At 73.9% G+C, this 17,985-nt stretch carries 20 protein-coding genes, 1 other RNA gene and 1 riboswitch; of the genes, 9 read left to right on the forward strand and 12 right to left on the reverse strand.

Going from position 1 to position 17,985, the window contains the following annotated elements; translation table 11 throughout:
• The first annotated feature begins 44 nt into the window (after positions 1-44).
• Complete coding sequence (locus ACFQZY_RS00765; protein ID WP_377411473.1) at positions 45-413, forward strand: hypothetical protein; 369 nt, start codon at positions 45-47, stop codon at positions 411-413.
• A 16-nt stretch (positions 414-429) separates the two neighbouring features.
• Here ACFQZY_RS00765 and ACFQZY_RS00770 read toward each other — a convergent pair whose 3' ends face one another.
• Both ACFQZY_RS00770 and ACFQZY_RS00775 read right to left on the reverse strand, forming a co-directional pair.
• On the reverse strand, positions 430-2,040 hold the full coding sequence (locus ACFQZY_RS00770; protein ID WP_377411475.1) for a gamma-glutamyltransferase family protein: 1,611 nt from the start codon (positions 2,038-2,040) through the stop codon (positions 430-432).
• A gap of 35 nt (positions 2,041-2,075) precedes the next feature.
• A complete protein-coding gene (locus ACFQZY_RS00775; protein ID WP_377411477.1) occupies positions 2,076-3,050 on the reverse strand; it encodes a Bug family tripartite tricarboxylate transporter substrate binding protein in 975 nt (324 codons plus the stop codon).
• Between the two features lie 110 nt (positions 3,051-3,160).
• Here ACFQZY_RS00775 and nth point away from each other — a divergent pair, with 110 nt between their 5' ends.
• On the forward strand, positions 3,161-3,811 hold the full coding sequence (gene nth / locus ACFQZY_RS00780; protein ID WP_377411479.1) for an endonuclease III: 651 nt from the start codon (positions 3,161-3,163) through the stop codon (positions 3,809-3,811).
• 11 nt (positions 3,812-3,822) lie between these two features.
• On the forward strand, positions 3,823-4,200 hold the full coding sequence (crcB, locus tag ACFQZY_RS00785; protein ID WP_377411481.1) for a fluoride efflux transporter CrcB: 378 nt from the start codon (positions 3,823-3,825) through the stop codon (positions 4,198-4,200).
• Between the two features lie 106 nt (positions 4,201-4,306).
• Here the strand turns inward: crcB and ACFQZY_RS00790 are convergent, their stop codons facing one another.
• The 8 genes from ACFQZY_RS00790 to ACFQZY_RS00825 all read right to left on the reverse strand — a co-directional run bounded on the left by ACFQZY_RS00790 (position 4,307) and on the right by ACFQZY_RS00825 (position 12,397).
• Entirely contained in the window at positions 4,307-4,744 is a 438-nt protein-coding gene (locus ACFQZY_RS00790; RefSeq protein ID WP_377411483.1) for a universal stress protein, read from the reverse strand.
• Between the two features lie 147 nt (positions 4,745-4,891).
• Positions 4,892-6,337 carry a cobyric acid synthase gene (locus tag ACFQZY_RS00795; RefSeq protein WP_377411485.1) on the reverse strand — a complete coding sequence of 482 codons (1,446 nt, stop codon included), beginning with the start codon at positions 6,335-6,337 and terminating at the stop codon, positions 4,892-4,894.
• 58 nt (positions 6,338-6,395) lie between these two features.
• Positions 6,396-7,169: an ABC transporter ATP-binding protein gene (locus ACFQZY_RS00800; protein WP_377411487.1), complete on the reverse strand. Its 774-nt coding sequence runs from the start codon at positions 7,167-7,169 to the stop codon at positions 6,396-6,398.
• Positions 7,166-8,149, reverse strand: a complete 984-nt coding sequence (locus tag ACFQZY_RS00805) for a FecCD family ABC transporter permease (protein ID WP_377411489.1) — start codon at positions 8,147-8,149, stop codon at positions 7,166-7,168. Before ACFQZY_RS00805 ends, ACFQZY_RS00800 begins: the two co-directional genes overlap by 4 nt.
• Positions 8,146-9,168: an ABC transporter substrate-binding protein gene (locus tag ACFQZY_RS00810; protein ID WP_377411491.1), complete on the reverse strand. Its 1,023-nt coding sequence runs from the start codon at positions 9,166-9,168 to the stop codon at positions 8,146-8,148. Before ACFQZY_RS00810 ends, ACFQZY_RS00805 begins: the two co-directional genes overlap by 4 nt.
• Positions 9,165-9,758 (reverse strand): bifunctional adenosylcobinamide kinase/adenosylcobinamide-phosphate guanylyltransferase, encoded by a 594-nt coding sequence (locus ACFQZY_RS00815; RefSeq protein WP_377411493.1) that lies wholly within the window; start codon positions 9,756-9,758, stop codon positions 9,165-9,167. The genes ACFQZY_RS00810 and ACFQZY_RS00815 overlap by 4 nt, the downstream gene beginning before the upstream one ends.
• On the reverse strand, positions 9,751-10,560 hold the full coding sequence (locus tag ACFQZY_RS00820) for an ABC transporter substrate-binding protein (protein ID WP_377411495.1): 810 nt from the start codon (positions 10,558-10,560) through the stop codon (positions 9,751-9,753). The genes ACFQZY_RS00815 and ACFQZY_RS00820 overlap by 8 nt, the downstream gene beginning before the upstream one ends.
• A gap of 10 nt (positions 10,561-10,570) precedes the next feature.
• The gene (locus ACFQZY_RS00825; protein ID WP_377411497.1) at positions 10,571-12,397 is read right to left on the reverse strand and encodes a TonB-dependent receptor domain-containing protein; all 1,827 of its coding nucleotides are present in this window, start codon (positions 12,395-12,397) and stop codon (positions 10,571-10,573) included.
• A 76-nt stretch (positions 12,398-12,473) separates the two neighbouring features.
• A riboswitch (cobalamin riboswitch) is annotated at positions 12,474-12,718 on the reverse strand.
• Positions 12,719-12,752: 34 nt separating this feature from the next.
• On the opposite strand from ACFQZY_RS00825, the gene ACFQZY_RS00830 reads away from it, so the two are divergent.
• The 4 genes from ACFQZY_RS00830 to ACFQZY_RS00845 all read left to right on the forward strand — a co-directional run bounded on the left by ACFQZY_RS00830 (position 12,753) and on the right by ACFQZY_RS00845 (position 14,518).
• Complete coding sequence (locus ACFQZY_RS00830) at positions 12,753-12,965, forward strand: DUF904 domain-containing protein (RefSeq protein WP_377411499.1); 213 nt, start codon at positions 12,753-12,755, stop codon at positions 12,963-12,965.
• A 14-nt stretch (positions 12,966-12,979) separates the two neighbouring features.
• Positions 12,980-13,333, forward strand: coding sequence for a cell division protein ZapA (locus tag ACFQZY_RS00835; protein ID WP_377411500.1), 354 nt, complete (start codon positions 12,980-12,982; stop codon positions 13,331-13,333).
• Positions 13,334-13,462: 129 nt separating this feature from the next.
• A non-coding RNA gene (ssrS, locus tag ACFQZY_RS00840) (6S RNA) lies at positions 13,463-13,642 on the forward strand.
• A gap of 60 nt (positions 13,643-13,702) precedes the next feature.
• Positions 13,703-14,518 carry a sulfite exporter TauE/SafE family protein gene (locus ACFQZY_RS00845; RefSeq protein ID WP_377411502.1) on the forward strand — a complete coding sequence of 272 codons (816 nt, stop codon included), beginning with the start codon at positions 13,703-13,705 and terminating at the stop codon, positions 14,516-14,518.
• A 55-nt stretch (positions 14,519-14,573) separates the two neighbouring features.
• Here the strand turns inward: ACFQZY_RS00845 and ACFQZY_RS00850 are convergent, their stop codons facing one another.
• Positions 14,574-14,819: a hypothetical protein gene (locus tag ACFQZY_RS00850; protein WP_377411503.1), complete on the reverse strand. Its 246-nt coding sequence runs from the start codon at positions 14,817-14,819 to the stop codon at positions 14,574-14,576.
• Between the two features lie 59 nt (positions 14,820-14,878).
• On the opposite strand from ACFQZY_RS00850, the gene ACFQZY_RS00855 reads away from it, so the two are divergent.
• Complete coding sequence (locus ACFQZY_RS00855) at positions 14,879-15,328, forward strand: GNAT family N-acetyltransferase (RefSeq protein ID WP_377411505.1); 450 nt, start codon at positions 14,879-14,881, stop codon at positions 15,326-15,328.
• 218 nt (positions 15,329-15,546) lie between these two features.
• Complete coding sequence (locus ACFQZY_RS00860; protein WP_377411507.1) at positions 15,547-16,371, forward strand: DUF535 family protein; 825 nt, start codon at positions 15,547-15,549, stop codon at positions 16,369-16,371.
• On the opposite strand, the gene ACFQZY_RS00865 is transcribed toward ACFQZY_RS00860, so the two are convergent.
• Positions 16,293-17,930: a hypothetical protein gene (locus ACFQZY_RS00865; protein WP_377411509.1), complete on the reverse strand. Its 1,638-nt coding sequence runs from the start codon at positions 17,928-17,930 to the stop codon at positions 16,293-16,295. The two genes, ACFQZY_RS00860 and ACFQZY_RS00865, sit on opposite strands and share 79 nt — an antisense overlap.
• Positions 17,931-17,985 lie beyond the last annotated feature (55 nt).

Below are 17,985 nucleotides of genomic sequence, written 5' to 3' on the forward strand. Positions count from 1 at the left end.
GCGCCCCTATGCGGCGCGGGCGCCGGGCGACCAGACTGGAGCCCATGAACTCGCACCTCTTTCTCGACTCGCTGCCTGGCTGGGCCCGGCGTGCCTGCGGACTGCAGGCGCAGGAACCCACGATCGCCGACGACCCGCACCTGTACAGCCTGCGCGCCTGGCCGGAACTGCCCGAGGAGCAGCGCACCGCCGCCGTCTACCGGCTGCTCTCGGTCATGACCGTGCGCGCCGTGCCCCGCCTGTGGATGGCGCGCCAGTCCGGCCTGGACGCCGCGGCCCTGGACACCCTGCTGCTGTGGCTGGAGCGGGACGGCGTGCTGGTGCGCGGCACCCTGCGGTCGCAGGCCGGCACCGCCCAGCCCCGGGCAGCCGCCCGCGCGCCGGGCTCCGAGGACCTGCTGGCCCTGGTCTGAGGACCGGCCCGCCGGCTCAGAACCCCGCCACCAGGCCGTCGCGGCGGGGGTCGCTGGCGCACACGTAGCCCTCGACCTTCGGGTCGCCGGCGCGCCAGATGAACTGGCCGGCGCCGAAGTCCTGGTAGTTGTCGTTGATCACTTCCACCTGGTGGCCGCGGTCGGCCAGGCCCTGCACCGTGGCCTTGTCCATCTGCTGCTCGACGTTGATCTCGAAGCCGGCGTTGTAGCGCCAGCGCGGCGCGTCGCAGGCGGCCTGCGGGTTCTGGCCGTAATCGACCATGCGCACCGTCGTCTGCATGTGGCCCTGCGGCTGCATGTTGGCGCCCATCACGCCGAAGCTCATGACCGGCTGGCCGTCCTTGGTGAGGAAGGCCGGGATGATGGTGTGGAAGGGGCGCTTGCCCGGCGCGACCTGGTTGGCGCCGGCGTCGAGGCTGAAGGCGTGGCCGCGGTTCTGCAGGCTGATGCCGAAGGACGGCTCCACGCAGCCCGAGCCGAAGCCCATGTAGTTGCTCTGGATGAAGCTGACCATCATGCCGTCCTCGTCGGCGGCGGTGAGGTAGATGGTGCCGCCCTTGACCGGGTTGCCGGCGCCGAAGTCCTGCGCGCGCTTCATGTCGATCAGCTTCGCGCGGCTGGCGAGGTAGGCGTCGTCGAGCATCTGTTCGGCGGTGACCTCCATCGACGAGGGCTCGGCCACGTACTTGTAGACGTCGGCGAAGGCCAGCTTCATGGCCTCGATCTGCAGGTGCTGCGAGTCCACGCCGTCCACCGGCAGGCCGGCGACGTCGAACTTCTCCAGGATGCCCAGCGCGATCAGCGCCGCGATGCCCTGGCCGTTGGGCGGGATCTCGTGCAGCGTGTAGCCGCGGTAGTCGCGGCCGATGGGGGTGACCCACTCGGGCCGGTAGGCGGCGAAGTCACTGGCCTTGAGGCTGGCGCCGTGCTGCGCGGCGAAGCGCTCGATGGCCTGGGCGATCTCGCCGCCGTAGAAGGCCTGGCCCTTCGTCTCGGCGATGGCCTTCAGGCCGCGCGCCGCCGACTTGAACTGGAACAGCTCGCCCACCTTCGGCGCGCGGCCCCAGGGCAGGAAGCCCTCGGCGAAGCCCGGCAGGCCGCCCAGCTCGGGCGTGGCCGCGGCCCACTTCTGCTGCACCACGACCGGCAGCAGGTAGCCGCGCTCGGCCACCTCGATGGCGGGCTCCATCAGGTCGGCGAAGGGCAGCCGGCCGAAACGCTCGGACAGCGCCACCCAGCTGGCGACCGCGCCCGGCACGGTCACGGCGTCGAGGCCGCGCTTGGGCGGGGTCTTGGCGTCGGCGCCGTACTTGCGCTTGAAGTAGTCGGGCGTCCAGGCGGCCGGCGCACGGCCCGAGGCGTTGAGGCCGTGCAGCTGCTTGCCGTCCCACAGGATGGCGAAGGCGTCGCTGCCCAGGCCGTTGCTCACGGGCTCGACGATGGTCATCACCGCCGCGGCGGCGACGGCGGCATCGACCGCGTTGCCGCCCTTCCAGAGCATGCGCAGGCCGGCCTGGGCGGCCAGCGGGTGGGAGGTGGCGACCGCGTTGCGGGCGAACACCGGCAGGCGGGTGGTGGGGTACGGGTTGTGGAAATCGAAATGCATGGTCAGGGTCGGTTGGGGGGCCGGGTCTCGGCTTCTCAGTCGGCGGTGAGCTGGCGCTCGGTGATGATCTTCTTCCACTTGGCGCGGTCGGCGGTGGCCATGGCGGCGAACTGCTGCGGCGTGCCGCCCACGGGCTCGATGCCCAGGCGGGCCAGGCGGTCCTTGACGTCGGCGTCCTGCAGGGCCTGGTTGATGCCCGCGTTGACGCGCGCCACGATGTCGGCCGGCAGGTTCTTCGGGCCGTAGACGCCGAACCAGGTCACGCTCTCGTAGCCGGGCACCGTGTCGGCCACCGGCGGCAGCTCCGGCAGCAGCGGCGAGCGCTTGAGGGAGGTGACGGCCAGGGCGCGTAGGCGGCCCTCCTTCACATGGGGCAGGCCCGAGGGCAGCGAGTCGACCAGCAGGTCCAGCTTGCCGCTGGCGAGGTCCGGGATCGCCAGGGCGGTGCCGCGGTACGGGATGTGGACCATGAACAGGCCCGCCATCGACTTCAGGTGCTCGGTGCCCAGGTGGACCACCGTGCCGTTGCCGCTGGAGGCGTAGTTCAGGCGGCCGGGGTTGCGGCGCGCATGCTCGACGAACTCCTTCATCGTCTTCGCCGGCGAGGAGTTGGGCACCAGCACGATGCTCGGCGCGTTGCCCACATGCGAGATCGGCGTGAAGTCGGCCACCGCGTCATAGGGCAGCTTGCCGGCCGCGGCGAAGCTCGGGCCGATCGCATGGGTGCTGGAGGTGGTGAGCAGCAGCGTGTAGCCGTCGGCGGCGGCCTTGGCCGCGATGTCCGAGCCGATGGTGCCGCCGGCGCCGGGCTTGTTGTCGACGACGATGCTGGTGCCCAGGCGCTCGCCGAGCTTGCCGGCGACGGCGCGGGCGAAGATGTCGGTGGCGCCGCCGGCCGGGAACGGCACGACCAGGCGGATCGGCTTGGCAGGATAGGTCTCGGCCCAGGCGGGTGACGAGGCGAGCGCCGCGGCGGAGGCGGCCAGGAGGAGGCTGCGTCGGGTGGTCATCGCGCGATTATCTGCGCCCGCCCACGCGCCGCGTGACGCCTCGGGCACAGCCTAGAATGCCCGTCGATGACGCTCCCTTGCCGCGCCGGCATCCGGCCCCACTGACCGCCATGAAGACGCAGGACATCGAGCCCTTCTTCGCCACCCTGCGGGCCGCCAACCCGCACCCGGTCACCGAGCTGGAATACACCAGCGTGTTCGAGCTGCTCGCCGCGGTGCTGCTGTCGGCGCAGGCCACCGACGTGGGCGTGAACAAGGCCACGCGCCGGCTGTTCCCGGTGGCGGGCACGCCGCAGGCCATGCTGGACCTGGGGCTGGAGCGGCTGGAGGGCTACATCAAGACCATCGGCCTGTACCGCACCAAGGCACGCAACCTGCTGGAGACCTGCCGCATCCTGGTGGAGCGGCACCAGGGCCGCGTGCCCGCCACGCGCGAGGCGCTGGAGGCCCTGCCCGGCGTGGGCCGCAAGACGGCCAACGTGGTGCTGAACGTGGCTTTCGGCCAGCCCACCATGGCGGTGGACACGCACATCTTCCGCGTCAGCAACCGCACCGGCCTGGCGCCCGGCAAGAACCCGCTGCAGGTGGAACTGGCGCTGGAACGGCGCGTGCCGGCGGCCTATGCGGTGGACTCCCACCACTGGCTGATCCTGCATGGCCGCTACGTGTGCCAGGCGCGCACGCCGCGCTGCTGGGAGTGCGCGGTCGCCCGCTACTGCGACTTCAAGCCCAAGACGCCGGCGCCCGCCGGCAAGCGCTGAGGCACCGGCCGGTGTTCACCGTCTTCGTGCTGTGCGTGGGTGCCTCGCTGGGCGCGCTGGCACGGTGGCAGTTGGCCCTGTGGCTGAACACCGGCGGCACCTGGGTGCCCCTGGGCACGCTGGCCGCCAACCTGGCCGGCGGCTGGCTGATCGGCCTGCTGGTGGGGGTGTTCCAGGCCCTGCCGCACCTGGACCCGGCCTGGCGGCTGGCGCTGGTCACCGGCTTCCTGGGCGCCCTGACCACCTTCTCCACCTTCTCCGCGGAGACGGTGCAGCTGCTGCAGTCCGAGCGCTTCGGCCAGGCCCTGGCCCTGGCGGCGATGCACCTGGCCGGCTCGCTGGCCCTCACCTGGGTGGGGCTGCGGATGGCGCGCTGGGTGATGGCCTGAGGCCTGAGGCCTGAGGCCTGAGGCCTGAGGCCTGAGGCCCGAGGCCTGAGGCCTGAGGCCTGAGGCCCGCGCCGGGCGCCAGGCCCACGCGCCCCGGCCAGGCGCCTCAGTGCGTGATGGTCACCAGCACGCTGCACGGCGCGTGCTCGATCAGCGCGCCCGACACCGAGCCGCGCCACCAGCGGGCGGCCCAGCTGTCCAGGTGCTTGTGGCCCACCACGATCAGGTCGGCCCCGGCCTTGCGGGCGGCGCGGGTGATCTCCTCCACCGCCTCGCCCTGGGCCACCTCGCCGGTGGCCTTGAAGCCGGCGGCCTCCAGGCGCTTGATGCCGTCCTGCAGGATGCCCTCGAACTTCTTGCGCTCGCGCGTCTCCAGCTCGGCGTCGTAGACGCCGCCCTCCAGGCCGACGAAGGCCAGGGTCGAGGGCATCACCGCCACGAGCACGATGCCGGCCTGGTTCCACTGCGCCACCTCGCAGGCATCGAGCAGGGCCCGCTGGCCTGCCTCGCTGCCGTCGTATGCCATCAGGATCTTCTTGTACATGCTGCCTCCTACCGGGTTGGTGATGCTTCCAGCATAGACCCCGGCCTGTGGGAGAGGCAACCTGCCCGCAACAGGTGTAAACGCCAGTAGGCGCACGGCTTGATCGGGGTCAACGGTCCGCCCCGGCGGCGGACCCGGCCGGCGCGCTCAGTCGAGCAGCCCGCGCAGGACGCCGGGCGCGACATGGCGATCGAGGCAGGCCGCCAGGCCGTCGAACACGTCGTCCAGGGTCGGCACGTTCGCACCGAACAGCGCGCGCAGCACGCCCGGGTCCTCGAGCAGTCCGTGCAGGTAGACGCCCAGCACCCGCCCCGTGGCGTCGCACCAGCCCAGGCCGCCGGGCAGCACCGGCAGGCCGGCGCCCATGCCCGGGTGTTGCGCCGTGCGGCCGTGGCGGATCTCGTAGCCGCGCACGCGCAGGCCGGACAGCGCCTGCCACGGCCCCGGCACCGCAGCGAACACCGCCTCGGTGCGGCGCACGCGCTTGTCCGGCTCGAACAGGGTGACCACCGGCAGCAGGCCCAGGCCGGGCGCGTTGCCGTCGATGCCGTGCGGGTCGACCAGGGCCTCGCCGAGCATCTGCAGGCCGCCGCAGATGCCCAGCACGCGGCCGCCGGCCGCGGCATGCGCGGCGATGGCGGCATCCAGGCCCTGGGCGCGCAGCCAGGCCAGGTCGCCGCTGGTGTGCTTGGAGCCGGGCAGGACCACCCAGTCGGCCCCCTGCAGCTGGCGCGGCTCGCGCGCCCACGCCAGCTGCACGCCGGGCAGCCGGCGCAGGGGCTGGAATTCGTCGAGGTTGCTGATGCGCGGGTAGGCGATGACGGCGATGCGCGTGCCGCCGGGGGCCCAGCCGGCGGCGCCGCCGGCCCACCCCTCCCACATCCCGTCCTCCTCCGGCAGGCCGTGGTCACGCCACATCGGCAGGGTGGCCACGGTGGGCACGCCGGTGCGCGCCTGCAGCATCCCGGGGCCGGGCTCGAGCAGGGCCGGGTCGCCCCGGAAGCGATTGAGGACGAAGCCGCGGATGCGCGCGCGCTCGGCGGCCTCCAGCAGCGCCCAGGTGCCGTACAGGTGGGCGAAGGCGCCACCGCGGTCGATGTCGGCGACCAGCAGGCAGCGCGCGTCGGCATGGTCGGCGGTGCGCAGGTTGACGTAGTCGCAGTCACGCAGGTTGATCTCGGCGGGCGAGCCGGCGCCCTCGATGACCACGACATCGTTCTCGGCGCGCAGCGCGTCGAGCGCGCGGGCCACGTGGGGCCAGACCGCCGCGCTGCGCTCGCGCCAGGGCATGGCGGTGAGCGCGGCGTCCACCTGCCCGAGCAGCACGAACTGGCTGTGCGTGTCCCGCTCGGGCTTGAGCAGCACCGGGTTCATGCGCACCTCGGGCGTGCGGCGCGCCGCCAGGGCCTGGAAGTACTGCGCGCTGCCGATCTCGCCGCCCTCGGCGACGCGCGCGTTGTTGCTCATGTTCTGCGCCTTGAAGGGCGCGACGCGCAGGCCCTGGCCGGCATACCACCGGCACAGTGCGGTGGCGAGCCAGCTCTTGCCGGCGCCGCTGGTGGCGCCCCAGACCATCACGCAGCGGGCGGTCATGCGGGCCCCTGCGCCTGGCGCGGCGCACGCGGGCCCCGGGCGGCACGGCGCGGCGCGTTCACCCCAGGTCCTCCACCGGCAGCGCCACCCAGGCGCGGCCCACCGGGTGCACCGCGATGCGCTGGCCGAAGGCCGCTTCGACCGCGCGGTGCGTGGCGGGCGCGTCGCAGGCCCCCTGGTGCGCGATGCGCCCCTCGACGATGACGACGAGTTCGTCCGCATGCAGCGCCATGTTCAGTTCGTGCAGCACGGTGACGGCGGTGCCGCCGCCGCGCACGTGCTCGCGCACCAGTGCCAGCCAGTCGGCCTGGTGCGGCGGGTCGAGGTTGGCCAGCGGCTCGTCCATCAGCAGGATCGGCGCCTGCACCGCCAGCGCCCGCGCCAGCAGCACGCGCTGGCGTTCGCCGCCCGAGAGCTGGCCCAGGGCACGGGACCGCCACTCCCAGCTGCCGGTGCGGCGCATGGCCTCCTCCACCGCCGCGAGGTCGCGGGCCGAGGGGCCGGCCAGCCAGCCCTGGTGCGGCAGGCGCCCGAGCATCACGACATCCTGCGCCCGCAGGTCGCCGCCGCCCGGCTCCTGCTGCCCCAGCCAGGCGAGCAGCCGGCCGCGCTCGCGCGCCGGCAGGCCGGCCGGGTCGCGCCCCAGCCAGGCCACCTCGCCGCGCGCGGGCAGCAGCCGCGCCAGCGACTTGAGCAGCGTGGTCTTGCCCGCGCCGTTGGGGCCGACCAGGGCGGTCCAGCGGCCGGCGGGCAGGCGCAGGTCGAGGCCATGCAGCACCTCGCGCCCGTCGAGGGCGACGCGCAGGCCGGCGCAGGCCAGCGCCGCGCTCACAGCGGCCTCCGGTGCATCAGCCACAGCAGGTAGCCGCCGCCCAGGACGGCGGTGACCGCGCCCACCGGCAGCTCCTGCGGCGCCACCAGCCAGCGCCCGAGGACATCGGCCGCGACCAGCAGCGCACCGCCGGCCAGGGCCGCCAGCGGCAGCAGCCAGGCATGGGTGGGCCGCACCGCCGAGCGCACCAGGTGCGGCGCGACCAGGCCGATGAAGGCGATCAGGCCCACCTGGGCGACCGCCGCGGCGGTGGCCAGGGCCAGGATGGCGACCAGCGCCACCCGCACCGGGCCCAGGGCCACGCCCAGGCTGGCGGCAGTGGACTCGCCGAGGGAGAGCGCGTCCAGCGCGCGGCTGCAGCCCAGGGCCACGGCCAGGGCGGCGGCCAGGGCCAGCGCGAGCAGCTGCACCGCGCCCCAGCCGAGGAAACCGGTGGTGCCGAGCATGAAGCCCTGCATCGCGCGCAGGGCCTCCGGCACGCGGAACAGGACCAGCGCCGCCAGCGCGCCGAGCACCATGCCCACGATCACGCCCGCCAGCAGCAGCCGCAGCGTGTGCTGCACGCCGCGCGCCAGGGCCAGCGTGAGCAGCACCGCGCCGACCGCGCCGGCGAAGGCCGCGCCGGTGATGCCCAGGCGCGCGCCCCAGCCCGCCGCCGCGGCCGGCGACAGGCCCAGGGCCGCCAGCAGCAGCGCGACGCCCAGGCTGGCGCCGGTGGCGCTTCCGAGCAGGTAGGGGTCGGCCAGGGGGTTGCGGAACAGGCCCTGGGCCACCGCGCCCGCCAGCCCCAGCAGCGCGCCGGCCAGCCAGGCGCCCGCGGTGCGCGGCACGCGGATCTCCCAGAGGATGGTGGCGGCCGAGGCGTCGGCCGGCGACAGCGGCTCCCAGCCGGCGCTGCCGACGCAGGCGCCCACCACCAGGAGCGCCAGGCCGGCGAGGGCCAGCGCCACGGCAAGCGGCAGGGGGGCGCGCGGGTTCACGAGGCGCCTCCCTGGCCGCCCCGCAGGCGGCCCTGGAGGCAGTCGACCATCAGGCGCGCGGCCTCGGCCAGGCGCGGGCCGGCGCGCACCAGCACGTCGCCCTGCTGCGGGCTGAAGCGGCAGATGCGGCCGTCGCGCACCGCGCGGATGCGGGACCAGCCGGGGCGCTGCGCCATCGACTCGGCGACGCGGTCGGTGACCATGATCACCTGCGGGTCGGCGCGCACGACGAACTCGGGGTTGACCTTGGGAAACGGGCCCAGCGCGCCGGGCACGACATTGGCCGCGCCGATGCGCGCCAGCAGCTCGCCGATGAAGGAGGACTCGCTGGCCGCATAGGGGGCGCTGGCCACCTCCACGTAGACGCGGGTGCCGCGCAGGGCGGCGGGCATGGCGCGCACCGCGGCCTCCAGGTCGGCGTCGATGCGCCGCACCAGGGCCGGGCCGGCCTGGGTGCCCAGGAGCCGGTCGACCTGGCCGACGACGCGGCGCAGGTCCTCCAGCGTGCGCGGCTCCAGCGCCGCGACCTTCAGGCCCAGCGCCTCCAGGCGCGGCACGGCGCGGGTGGAGTGGGCGGCCAGCACCAGGTCGGGCCGCAGGGCGACGATGCGCTCGACCTGGGCGTCGTCCAGGCCGCCCACATGGGGCAGCGGCTGCACCTCGGCGGGCCAGTTCGAGTAGGTGTCCACGCCCACCAGCCGGTCGCAGGCGCCCAGGGCGCAGACGGTCTCGGTGAGCGAGGGCAGCAGGGTGACGATGCGCCGCGGCGGCGCGGCGAGGGCGACGGCGACGCCGCGGTCGTCGACGATGGCGGGCGCTGCGGGCGCCGCGGGCGTCGCGGCCGTCGGGGATGCGGCGGCGGACGCCGTCGGCACGGTCGCCCCGGGCCCGTTGCGCGGCGCAGGCGTCGCGGCAACCGCCTGCCGCCCCGGCCACGGCACCAGCAGGCCCACCGCCAGGGCCAGGCCGGCCACCCGCAGGCCCACCGACGCGCGCCCCGGCCCGCCCGCCGGCCTCATTCCGCCTCCTTCAGCGTGAGCGCGTCGCCCCCCGCCATGAGGGTGACCCGCTCGCAGGCCCGGGCGGCCTGCTGGTTCAGCGCACCCAGGGTCTCGAGGAAGGCCTCGCTGTCCTTGCGGGCGGGCAGCGCGGCGGCGTCGAGCTGGTGGCTCACCAGCACCAGCGGGCCGGCGCACGCCCGCACCGCGTCGGCCAGGGTGGGCGCACGCGTGGCCGGCGCGTGCGCCTGGGCCTGCGCGGCATCCGACTCGTCCGGCAGCAGCGCCTGCATCAGGGAGGCGGTGAGCCACAGCGTGAGGCAGTCCACCACGATCAGCGTGTCGGCGCGGCTTTGCGTGCCCAGGGCATGGGCCAGCTCGGTGGGTTCTTCCACCGTGACCATGCGCGAACGCTCGCCGCCCTCGCGGCGGTGCCGGTCCACCAGGTCGCGCATGTCGGCGTCCCAGGCCTGGGCGGTGGCGATGTAGACGACGCGGTGGCCGGCGCCCTGCCCCAGCCAGGCATCGGCCAGGGCCTGGGCGCGGGCGAGCTTGCCGCCGGCGTCGCCGCCGAGGATCAACTCGCTGCGGGCGATGCGCAGTTCACGCATGGCGGCGGCCCCAGTCCATCACCAGGCGGTGCATCTGCTCCACGCCGTCGGTGAGCGCGGCGGGGCCGGGCTGCAGGATGTCGGCGGACTTGATCTCGAACAGCTGCCCGTCGCGCACCGCCGGCACGTCCTGCCAGCCGGGGCGCGCGGCCACCTTCTCCGGGCGGAATTTCTTGCCGCACCAGGAGCCGATGATGAGGTCGGGCGCGCGGCGCACGATCTCCAGCGGGTCGGCGACGATGCGGTCCTTGCCCAGGGGCTGGCGGGCCAGCTCGGGGAAGATGTCGTCGCCGCCGGCGATGGCCAGCAGCTCGCTGACCCAGCGGATGCCGCTGATGGCGGGCTCGTCCCACTCCTCGAAGAACACGCGCGGGCGGCGCGGCAAGGCGCGCGCCTCGGCGGCGATGGCGTCGAGCCGGGCGCGCATCGCATCCAGCAGCGCCTGGCCGCGGGCGGCCTGGTCCACCAGGGCCGCCACCTGCCACAGCATGGCGAAGACCTCGTCCACGCTGCGCTGGTTGAAAACGGTGACCTGCACGCCCTGGCGCACCAGGGCCGAGGCGATGTCCGCCTGCAGGTCGGAGAAGCCGAACACGCAGTCCGGCTCCAGCGCGAGGATGCGGTCGATCTTCGCGCTGAGGAAGGCGCTGACGCGCGGCTTCTCGTCCCGCGCGCGGCGGGGCCGCACGGTGTAGCCGGAGATGCCGACGATGCGCGCCTCCTGCCCCAGCAGGTACAGCCACTCGGTCGTCTCCTCGGTGAGGCAGACGATGCGGCGGGGACCTCGCAGGGGCAGGCTCATGGCTGCGAGCTTACTTGGGCTGCCAGCGCAGCGTGAGGTAGGCCGAGCGACCCGGCTGGTTGTAGCCCAGCACCGTCTCGTACTTGCGGTCGGTGAGGTTGTTCACCCGGGCCTGCAGGCTCAGGTCGCGCGCGAACTGCCAGGCGGCATGCACGTCGAGCGTGGTGTAGGCATCGAGCGGCTTGGTGTTGGCCGTGTCGTCGAAGCGCTGGCCCACGTGCAGCACCGTGCCGCCCAGGCGCCAGTCGCCGCGCGCCCACTCGGCGCCGGCGGTGGCGTTGGTGTCGGCGCGGCGCGGCAGGCGGCGGCCGGTGACCTCGTCGCGCGGGTCCAGCGAGTCCACCGAGGCGCGCAGCGCGAAGGCGCCGACGCGGCCGGTGTAGCCCAGCGTCCAGCCGTCGATGCGCGCATGCGGCACGTTGACCGGCGCCATGCCGCTGGTGATGAAGCCGCGGATGCGGTTGTCGAAGTGCACCAGCTTGACCTCGTGCGCGCCCTCGCTCCAGGCCAGGCCCAGGTCGCGGTTGCGGCCACGCTCGGGCTGCAGCAGCGGGTTGCTCCAGCCCGGGTAGTACAGGTCGTTGAACGACGGGGCGACGAAGCTGGTGCCATAGGAGGCATGCACGCGCCAGGCGGGCGAGAGCCGATAGCCGTAGCCGGCGAAGCCGGTGTCGGCATTGCCGAACTGGGAGTTGCGGTCATGCCGCAGGTTGGCCTGCCAGCTGTGCGCGCCGGCCGAGCCGTTGAGGCCGGCGAAGGCGGCGTCGATGGTGCGCTCCTTGACGACGTAGGCCGTGGTGCTGGTCACCTTCTGCACGCGCTGTTCCAGGCCGGCCAGCACGGCGCCCAGGCGCGTGTCGACCGTGTTCTGCCAGGTCACCTGGTTCTGCGCCGTGCGGTAGGAGCCGGGCCACGAGGCCTGGATGCTGTTGTTGGTGTCGGTGCCCTGGCTCACGCGCAGCTCGGTCTGCCAGGCCGGCAGGAGGCGCCCCTTCACGCCGCCCTGCACCACCGAGGCGCGCAGCGCGCTGCGCGCGTCGAGGCCGGGGCCGTCGTCGAAGTGCGAGATGGCGTCGGAGTACAGCACCGAGGCGTCGGCGCGCCAGTCGCGGTTGATGTCGTAGCGCAGCGAGGCGTTGAACGCGTCCTGGCGGAAGGGGTCGCGGTCGGGGTTGTAGTTCCAGGGCTGGCGCGGGTTGGTGGCGGAGAAGCCGCCGTCCACCGTGCGCTGGACACCCAGCGAGTAGCCCAGGGGGCCCTCGCCGCCGGCGAAGCCCGCGGTGGCCTGCGCGTGGCCGCGGCTGCCCGCGGTGACGCTGGCGCCCGGGCGGAAGCCCTGCTGGCCCTTGCGGGTGAAGACCTGCACCACGCCACCGGCGGCGTCGCTGCCGTAGAGGGCGGACGCCGGGCCCTTGAGGACCTCGATGCGCTCGATCGCCTCGAGCGGCAGGGTCTCCCAGATCGGGATGCCGGCGGTGGCCGAGCCCAGTCGCACACCGTCGACCAGCAGCACCGCGTGGCGCGACGAGGTGCCGCGGATGAACACGCTCGAGAGCTGGCCGAAGCCGCCGTTGGAGGCGAACTGCAGGCCGGCCTCGCGCGCCAGCAGCTCGGGCAGGGTGCGGCCGGCGGCGGCCTCGATGGCGGCACGCTCGATCACCACGACCTCGCTGACGAGTTCGTCGGCGCGGCTGTCGGTGCGGGTGGCCGTGACGACGGTCTCGCGCAGGGCGGTGGCGGAAGCGGAGGATTGGGCAAGGGCGGCCTGCGAGGCGGCGACGCCCACGGCGAGCACGACCGCGGCATGGCGCGGCGTGCGGTACGCACGATGGTTCATGGATAACTGCAAAGGTCTGTCGCCCGCACCAGGTTCCCCGCCAGTGCATTGGGCATTACGGCGGCGCGCGCCAGGCGCGCACCGCCACCTCGTTGGCCGGTATCCGGGCTGACGGATCGATGCCATCGCCTTCCCAGGCCGCCCGAGGGCGGCCCAGTGGCACTTCGTGATGGAACCGGGTGCGCGCCGACAGGCTCGCACGCTCCGCTTACCGTTGCGGGGGCAGCGCAGGTTGGGCGTGGCCGGGGCCGTGCCTTCCTGCTTCCCGTTGAACTGCGGCATGAGAACCACACCGCGAGCACCAACCCGAACATTGTAGAAGCCCGACCTTTACCAAACCCTACAATTTGGCCCCATGTCCACCGTCTCCCAGATCGACCAGCTCGCCGAACGCGTCGAGCGCCTGCTGGTGCGCCACGAGGAACTCCAGCGCACGAACGCGCTGCTGCAGGCGCAGGTCGAGACGCTCACGCAGGAACGCGACTCCCTCAAGTCGCGCCTGTCGGCGGCCCGCTCGCGGGTCGACGCCCTCCTCGAGCGCCTGCCCGAGGCCAAGAACGCGGCCTGAGGGCCGCCCCCCCGATGAAGCAGATCGAAGTTCAGATCATGGGCCAGAGCTACCTGCTCGGTTGCCCCGACGGCGGCGAGGCGCGCCTGCGCGACGCGGTCGAGAAGGTGGACGGCGCCATGTGCCGCATCCGCGATGCCGGCAAGGTCAAGGCCCGCGACCGCATCGCGGTGCTGGCGGCCCTGAACCTGGCCTTCGACCTGGCCGACAAGCCGGTCGCAGCCGCTGCAGCGGCCGCGCCCGCGGCCTCCGCGGAAGGCGCGTCCGGCCATGCCGGCGCCCTCGACGACGACGCCTCGCAGGCCCGGCTCGCGCAGCTGGTGCAGCGCCTGGACCAGGCCCTCGGCCAGGACGGCCAGCTGCTCTGAACACCCGCCGCGCGGCCCCGGGGTCCGTGCAGTTCAGTGGCAGCCGCGGCTGTCAAACCGCCCTCGACGAGTCCGGGATCGCGGCAGGTGTTAAGCCTTCGGAAGCGGCCTCGCAGCGCCTACAATCGCGGGTGTCTGCAGTGCGCGCCGGGCTTTATATTTCCTTGAACCAATGCTCTACGAGCTCGGGCTTGGAACAAACCCCGTGAGCGTGAACGTCTCGCGTCAGATGATCCCAACGCGGGGGTGACCTGGCCCACCTGAACCCCCGGTTCAGGATGCCGGTCCGGTGGCATCTGCAGACGCCTCATTCCCCTCGTGCCGTCCGCAACGGACGGCACCCACGACAACAAGAACGACGGGCGACGGATGATCCTCGAACCTCTCCTCGTGGCCGAGCTGCTCGCGCTGGGCATCGGCACGGGCTTCCTGGCGGGCCTGCTGGGCATCGGCGGCGGCATGCTGATGGTCCCCTTCATCACCTTCATCCTCGGCGCGCGCGGCGTCTCGCCCGACCTGGCGGTGAAGATGGCCATCGCCACCTCCATGGCCACCATCATCTTCACCTCGGTGTCCAGCGTGCGCGCGCACCACAAGCGCGGCGCGGTGCGCTGGGACATCGTCAGGCGGCTGGCGCCCGGCATCGTCGCCGGCAGCATGGCCGGCAGCCTGGGCGTGTTCGCCCTCCTCAAGGGCTCGTGGCTGGCGCTGTTCTTCGCGCTCTTCGTGGGCTTCTCGGCCACGCAGATGTTCCTGGACAAGAAGCCCAAGCCCACGCGGCAGATGCCCGGCACCGCCGGCCAGTTCGGCGCCGGCGGCTTCATCGGCTTCCTCTCGGGCCTGGTGGGTGCGGGCGGCGGCTTCATCAGCGTGCCCTTCATGACCTGGTGCAACGTGGCGATCCACAACGCGGTGGCCACCAGCGCGGCGCTGGGCTTCCCGATCGCGGTGGCCAACGTGGTGGGCTACGTGTTCGCCGGCCAGGGCGTGCAGGACCTGCCCGCCGGCTCGTTCGGCTACATCTGGGTGCCCGGCCTGGTGGTGATCGCCGCGGCCAGCGTGCTCACTGCGCCCCTGGGCGCCAGGGCGGCCCATGCCCTGCCGGTGAAGCAGCTGAAGAAGGTGTTCGCCAGCATCCTGTACGTGCTGGCCGCCTACATGGCCTACAAGGGCTTCACCGCCTGATCCGGTCCGCGGGCGGCCCTGCCGCCCGCACGGTCCTGCACCGTCCTTCCCGGGGTCAGCCGCCCCCGATCCCCTCGATGATCCGCCCGGTGCCCAGGCAGTCCGGGCACTCCGTCTCGCCGATGCGCCCGCTGCCGCCGCAGCGGGGGCAGACGCCCTCGCCCGTGCCGGGCGTGCCCGCCGGCGCCTGGTCGCCCGGGGCCATGGGGGCGGCCGGCAGCTCGATGGCCGCGCCGGGGTCTTCCTCGCCCGCCACGGACTCGGCGGCGAGGTCGACGGCGGGCGGCGTGGCGGTGGCCATGGCCCCACCTTAGGCAGCGGCCGCCCCGAGGTCTGTAGGACGCGCGGCACAATGCACCCATGACCGCCCTGGTGATCCGCGCCGCCCTCCCCGCCGACGAACCCGCCTGGCGCTCGCTGTGGCGAGGCTACTGCCAGTTCTACGGCGCCCGGCTGCCCGACGAGGTGACCGACCGCACCTGGCAGCGCATCCTCGACCCGGACTCCTCGGTCATGTGCGTGGTCGCCGAGGTCGAGGGCCGGGTCTACGGCTTCGCCGCCTGCGTGGTCCACGAGGCCACCTGGGAGACCCAGCCCGTGTGCTACCTCGAGGACCTGTACGTGCTGCCCTCGGCGCGCGGCCGCGGCCTGGGGACCGCCCTGCTCGAGTGGCTGCGCGGCGCGATGCGCGCCGAGGGCTGGTCACGCCTGTACTGGATGACCCGCGAGGACAACACGCAGGCGCGCCGGCTCTACGACCGCTTCGCCAGGGCCGACGGCTTCGTGCGCTACGTGGTCCGGGACCGCTGAGGCCCCGGCCGGCCGGCCGGGCCGAAATCAAAACCTTTGACGTAGAACGTCCGGCGGATCGACCCCGAATTCACACCTGGAAGCGCCGCGGGTAGCCGCCTCGTCTTAAGCAAATTCCGAGGGTCGACCCCCCTGGCCGCGCCCCTAGCATCGACCGCATGCCTTTTGCCCACTTGCCCTGGGCCCTTGGCGTGTGTCGAGTCGAAGGCCGCCTGCCCTTGTCCGTTCGCATGCGCTTCGCGGCCCGTCACCTGCTCCTCGGCCCGAGCCTCGACCGCTGGTACGGCCACCTGCGCAACACGCCCTCCATGGCGGACCTGCCGCTGCTGCCGATGCTGCTGCTGCAGGCGCAGCGCCCCTTCTACGACCACCGACTGAGCACCTCCGAGCGGGTGCGAAGCCTCATCCACTCGCACCGGCTGCAGCATGACCTGCTGGGGCAAGGCCTGTACGGGCGCCTGCTCGCCGGCGAGGAGCGCACCGTGTGCACCCTCAGCGGCCGCGACACGCAGCCCTACCGCCTGACCCTCAGCTGCGAAGGCCGCTTCCTCCGCGAGGGCAATATCACCCTGAGCCTGTGGAAGGGTGACGACCGCTACAAGGCCCTGACCTTCTCCCTCGACGCCGACGGCGGCCAGGCGGTGTGCCGGGTCGGCGGCCTGCAGGGGATGACCCAGGACGCGCTGGAGAAATTCCGCGACGCGACGCGCGACCTGCACGGCCTGCAGCCCCGCACCCTGGTGGTCGAGGCCCTGCGCGCGCTGTGCCTGCGCTGGGGCGTCGGGCGCATCGAGGCGATCGCCACGCGCAACCACAGCTGGAACAGCTTGGTCTATCGCGTCTTCAAGCGGGCCAAGCAGCGCCACCTGCGCTACGACGAGACCTGGGCGCTGGTCGGCGGCACGCCCAATGCGCGCGGCAACTACGACATCCCGCTGTTCCAGGAGGCCCGCCCGATCGAGGACTATCCCTCGTCCAAGCGCGCCGCGATCCGCCGCAGGCGCGCCGTGCTGGACGAACTGCGCGAATCGCTCTGGGCCTGACCGGCCGCCGGCTGCGGCCGGCACCGCGGCCCCATGCCGAAGAAGGGCCGCGGCGGGCCGTGGATGGCGCACAGCCCGTGGTGCAGGCGGCGCGGCGGCTTGTAGACCGAGTCCACGTCGTCGAAGGCATAGCCCAGCGCGTTGCGCACCGACTCCGCCACCTCGAGGTGGCCGAGCCGCCCGTGCAGGCGCGGCTGGCGCTGGCGCAGCGCGGCGCGGGTGGCCGCATCGCCGGCGAGCACCACGAAGGGCACCGCGTACTCCGCGTCGCGCACCTGGGCGCCCACGTTGCAGTGCGGCACGGGCGCATCGAAGTCCTGCCCGTGGTCCGACGTGTAGAAGACCACCGTGCCCTCCCCCACCAGGCGCGCCACCTGCGCCAGGTACTGCGCGGCGTTCACGCGCACCGCGACCTCGTAGTCGGCGAGGCGCGCGCCGCGGCGCAGCCCGGGCGGGATCATCTCCGCGTACGGGAAATGCGCGCCCACCTTGTTGACGATGACGAACACCCGCGCCGGCCGCAGCAGTTCGCCCAGCGCGCGCAGCGAGGCCGGGTCGCGCCCGTGGGCAGGGCCGCGCACGGCCACCACCCGGTCCACGGCGGCGAGCTCCGCGGGGTCGAAGTAATTGCGCGCGCCGGGCTCGGCCAGCACGTTCTGCGTGTCGACATAGGCGGTGGCGTAGCCCGCCCGGCGCGCCAGCGAGAACAGGCTCTCGTAGGCCCGCACCGGCGCCGACGCCTCGCCGGTACGCACCCAGCCCGCCTTGCGCAGGAGCAGGTTGGCTGACGCGGAGCAGTTCGCCGCGCTGCGGGCCAGGCCGTAGTCGATCGCGCCGGCCGCGCCGGCGTCGAACACGCGCGCGAACACGTCGTGCCGGATGCTCTCGTCCACCAGCAGCACCACGCGCGAGGCGGCATGGGTGCGGTCCTCGCGCGGCACCCGCACCGCGCCCGCGCCGCCGGCCTGCAGGCGGGCGTCCACGGCCACCGCCGCCGCGCCGAAGCCGTAGGCGAAGCCCTTGGGAAAGCCGATCAGCGCCTGCTCGCCGCGCACAGCGAGCGTGGCCGCATACAGGGCCAGCAGGCCCGCCACCGAGGCCAGCGCCAGGCGCCGGGCCCTCCTCCCGGGCGCCGGGCCGGCCAGCAGCACGAGCGGCGCGAGCAGCAGCAGCGTCCAGCCCGCCGCCCGGCGCGCGGGCCCGGGGAATTCATGCCAGGCCTGCACCACATGGCCGGCCGCCGCCTGGAACACCGCGATGTTCGACAGCGAGGCCGGCCGCCCCAGCGCCGCGTGGGCCGCCAGGTCGGCGGCCAGGCCCAGGCCGAACAGGGCCAGCAGCGGCCAGGCCAGGCGCCGCTCGAGGCGGCTGCAGGCATAGACGGCGAGCGCCGCCGCCAGGTGCTCGCCCAGGAACACCGCGCGGCGGGCGTGGTCGGCCAGCCCGTGGCCGCCGATCCAGAGGAAGCGCGTGACGATGTGGAAGCCGTCGGCCGCGGCGGTGACGGCCGCCACCCAGGCGACGCCGGCCGCGCCCCGCCACGGAATGCAGGCTCGCATGGCCCGGCACGCTAGGCCCGGCCACGGCGCCCCGGCGTCGGCCGGGCGCGCGGCC

This window comes from Ramlibacter sp. GCM10027632 (assembly GCF_042675325.1).
In the GTDB taxonomy this organism is placed as follows: Bacteria; Pseudomonadota; Gammaproteobacteria; order Burkholderiales; family Burkholderiaceae_C; genus Ramlibacter.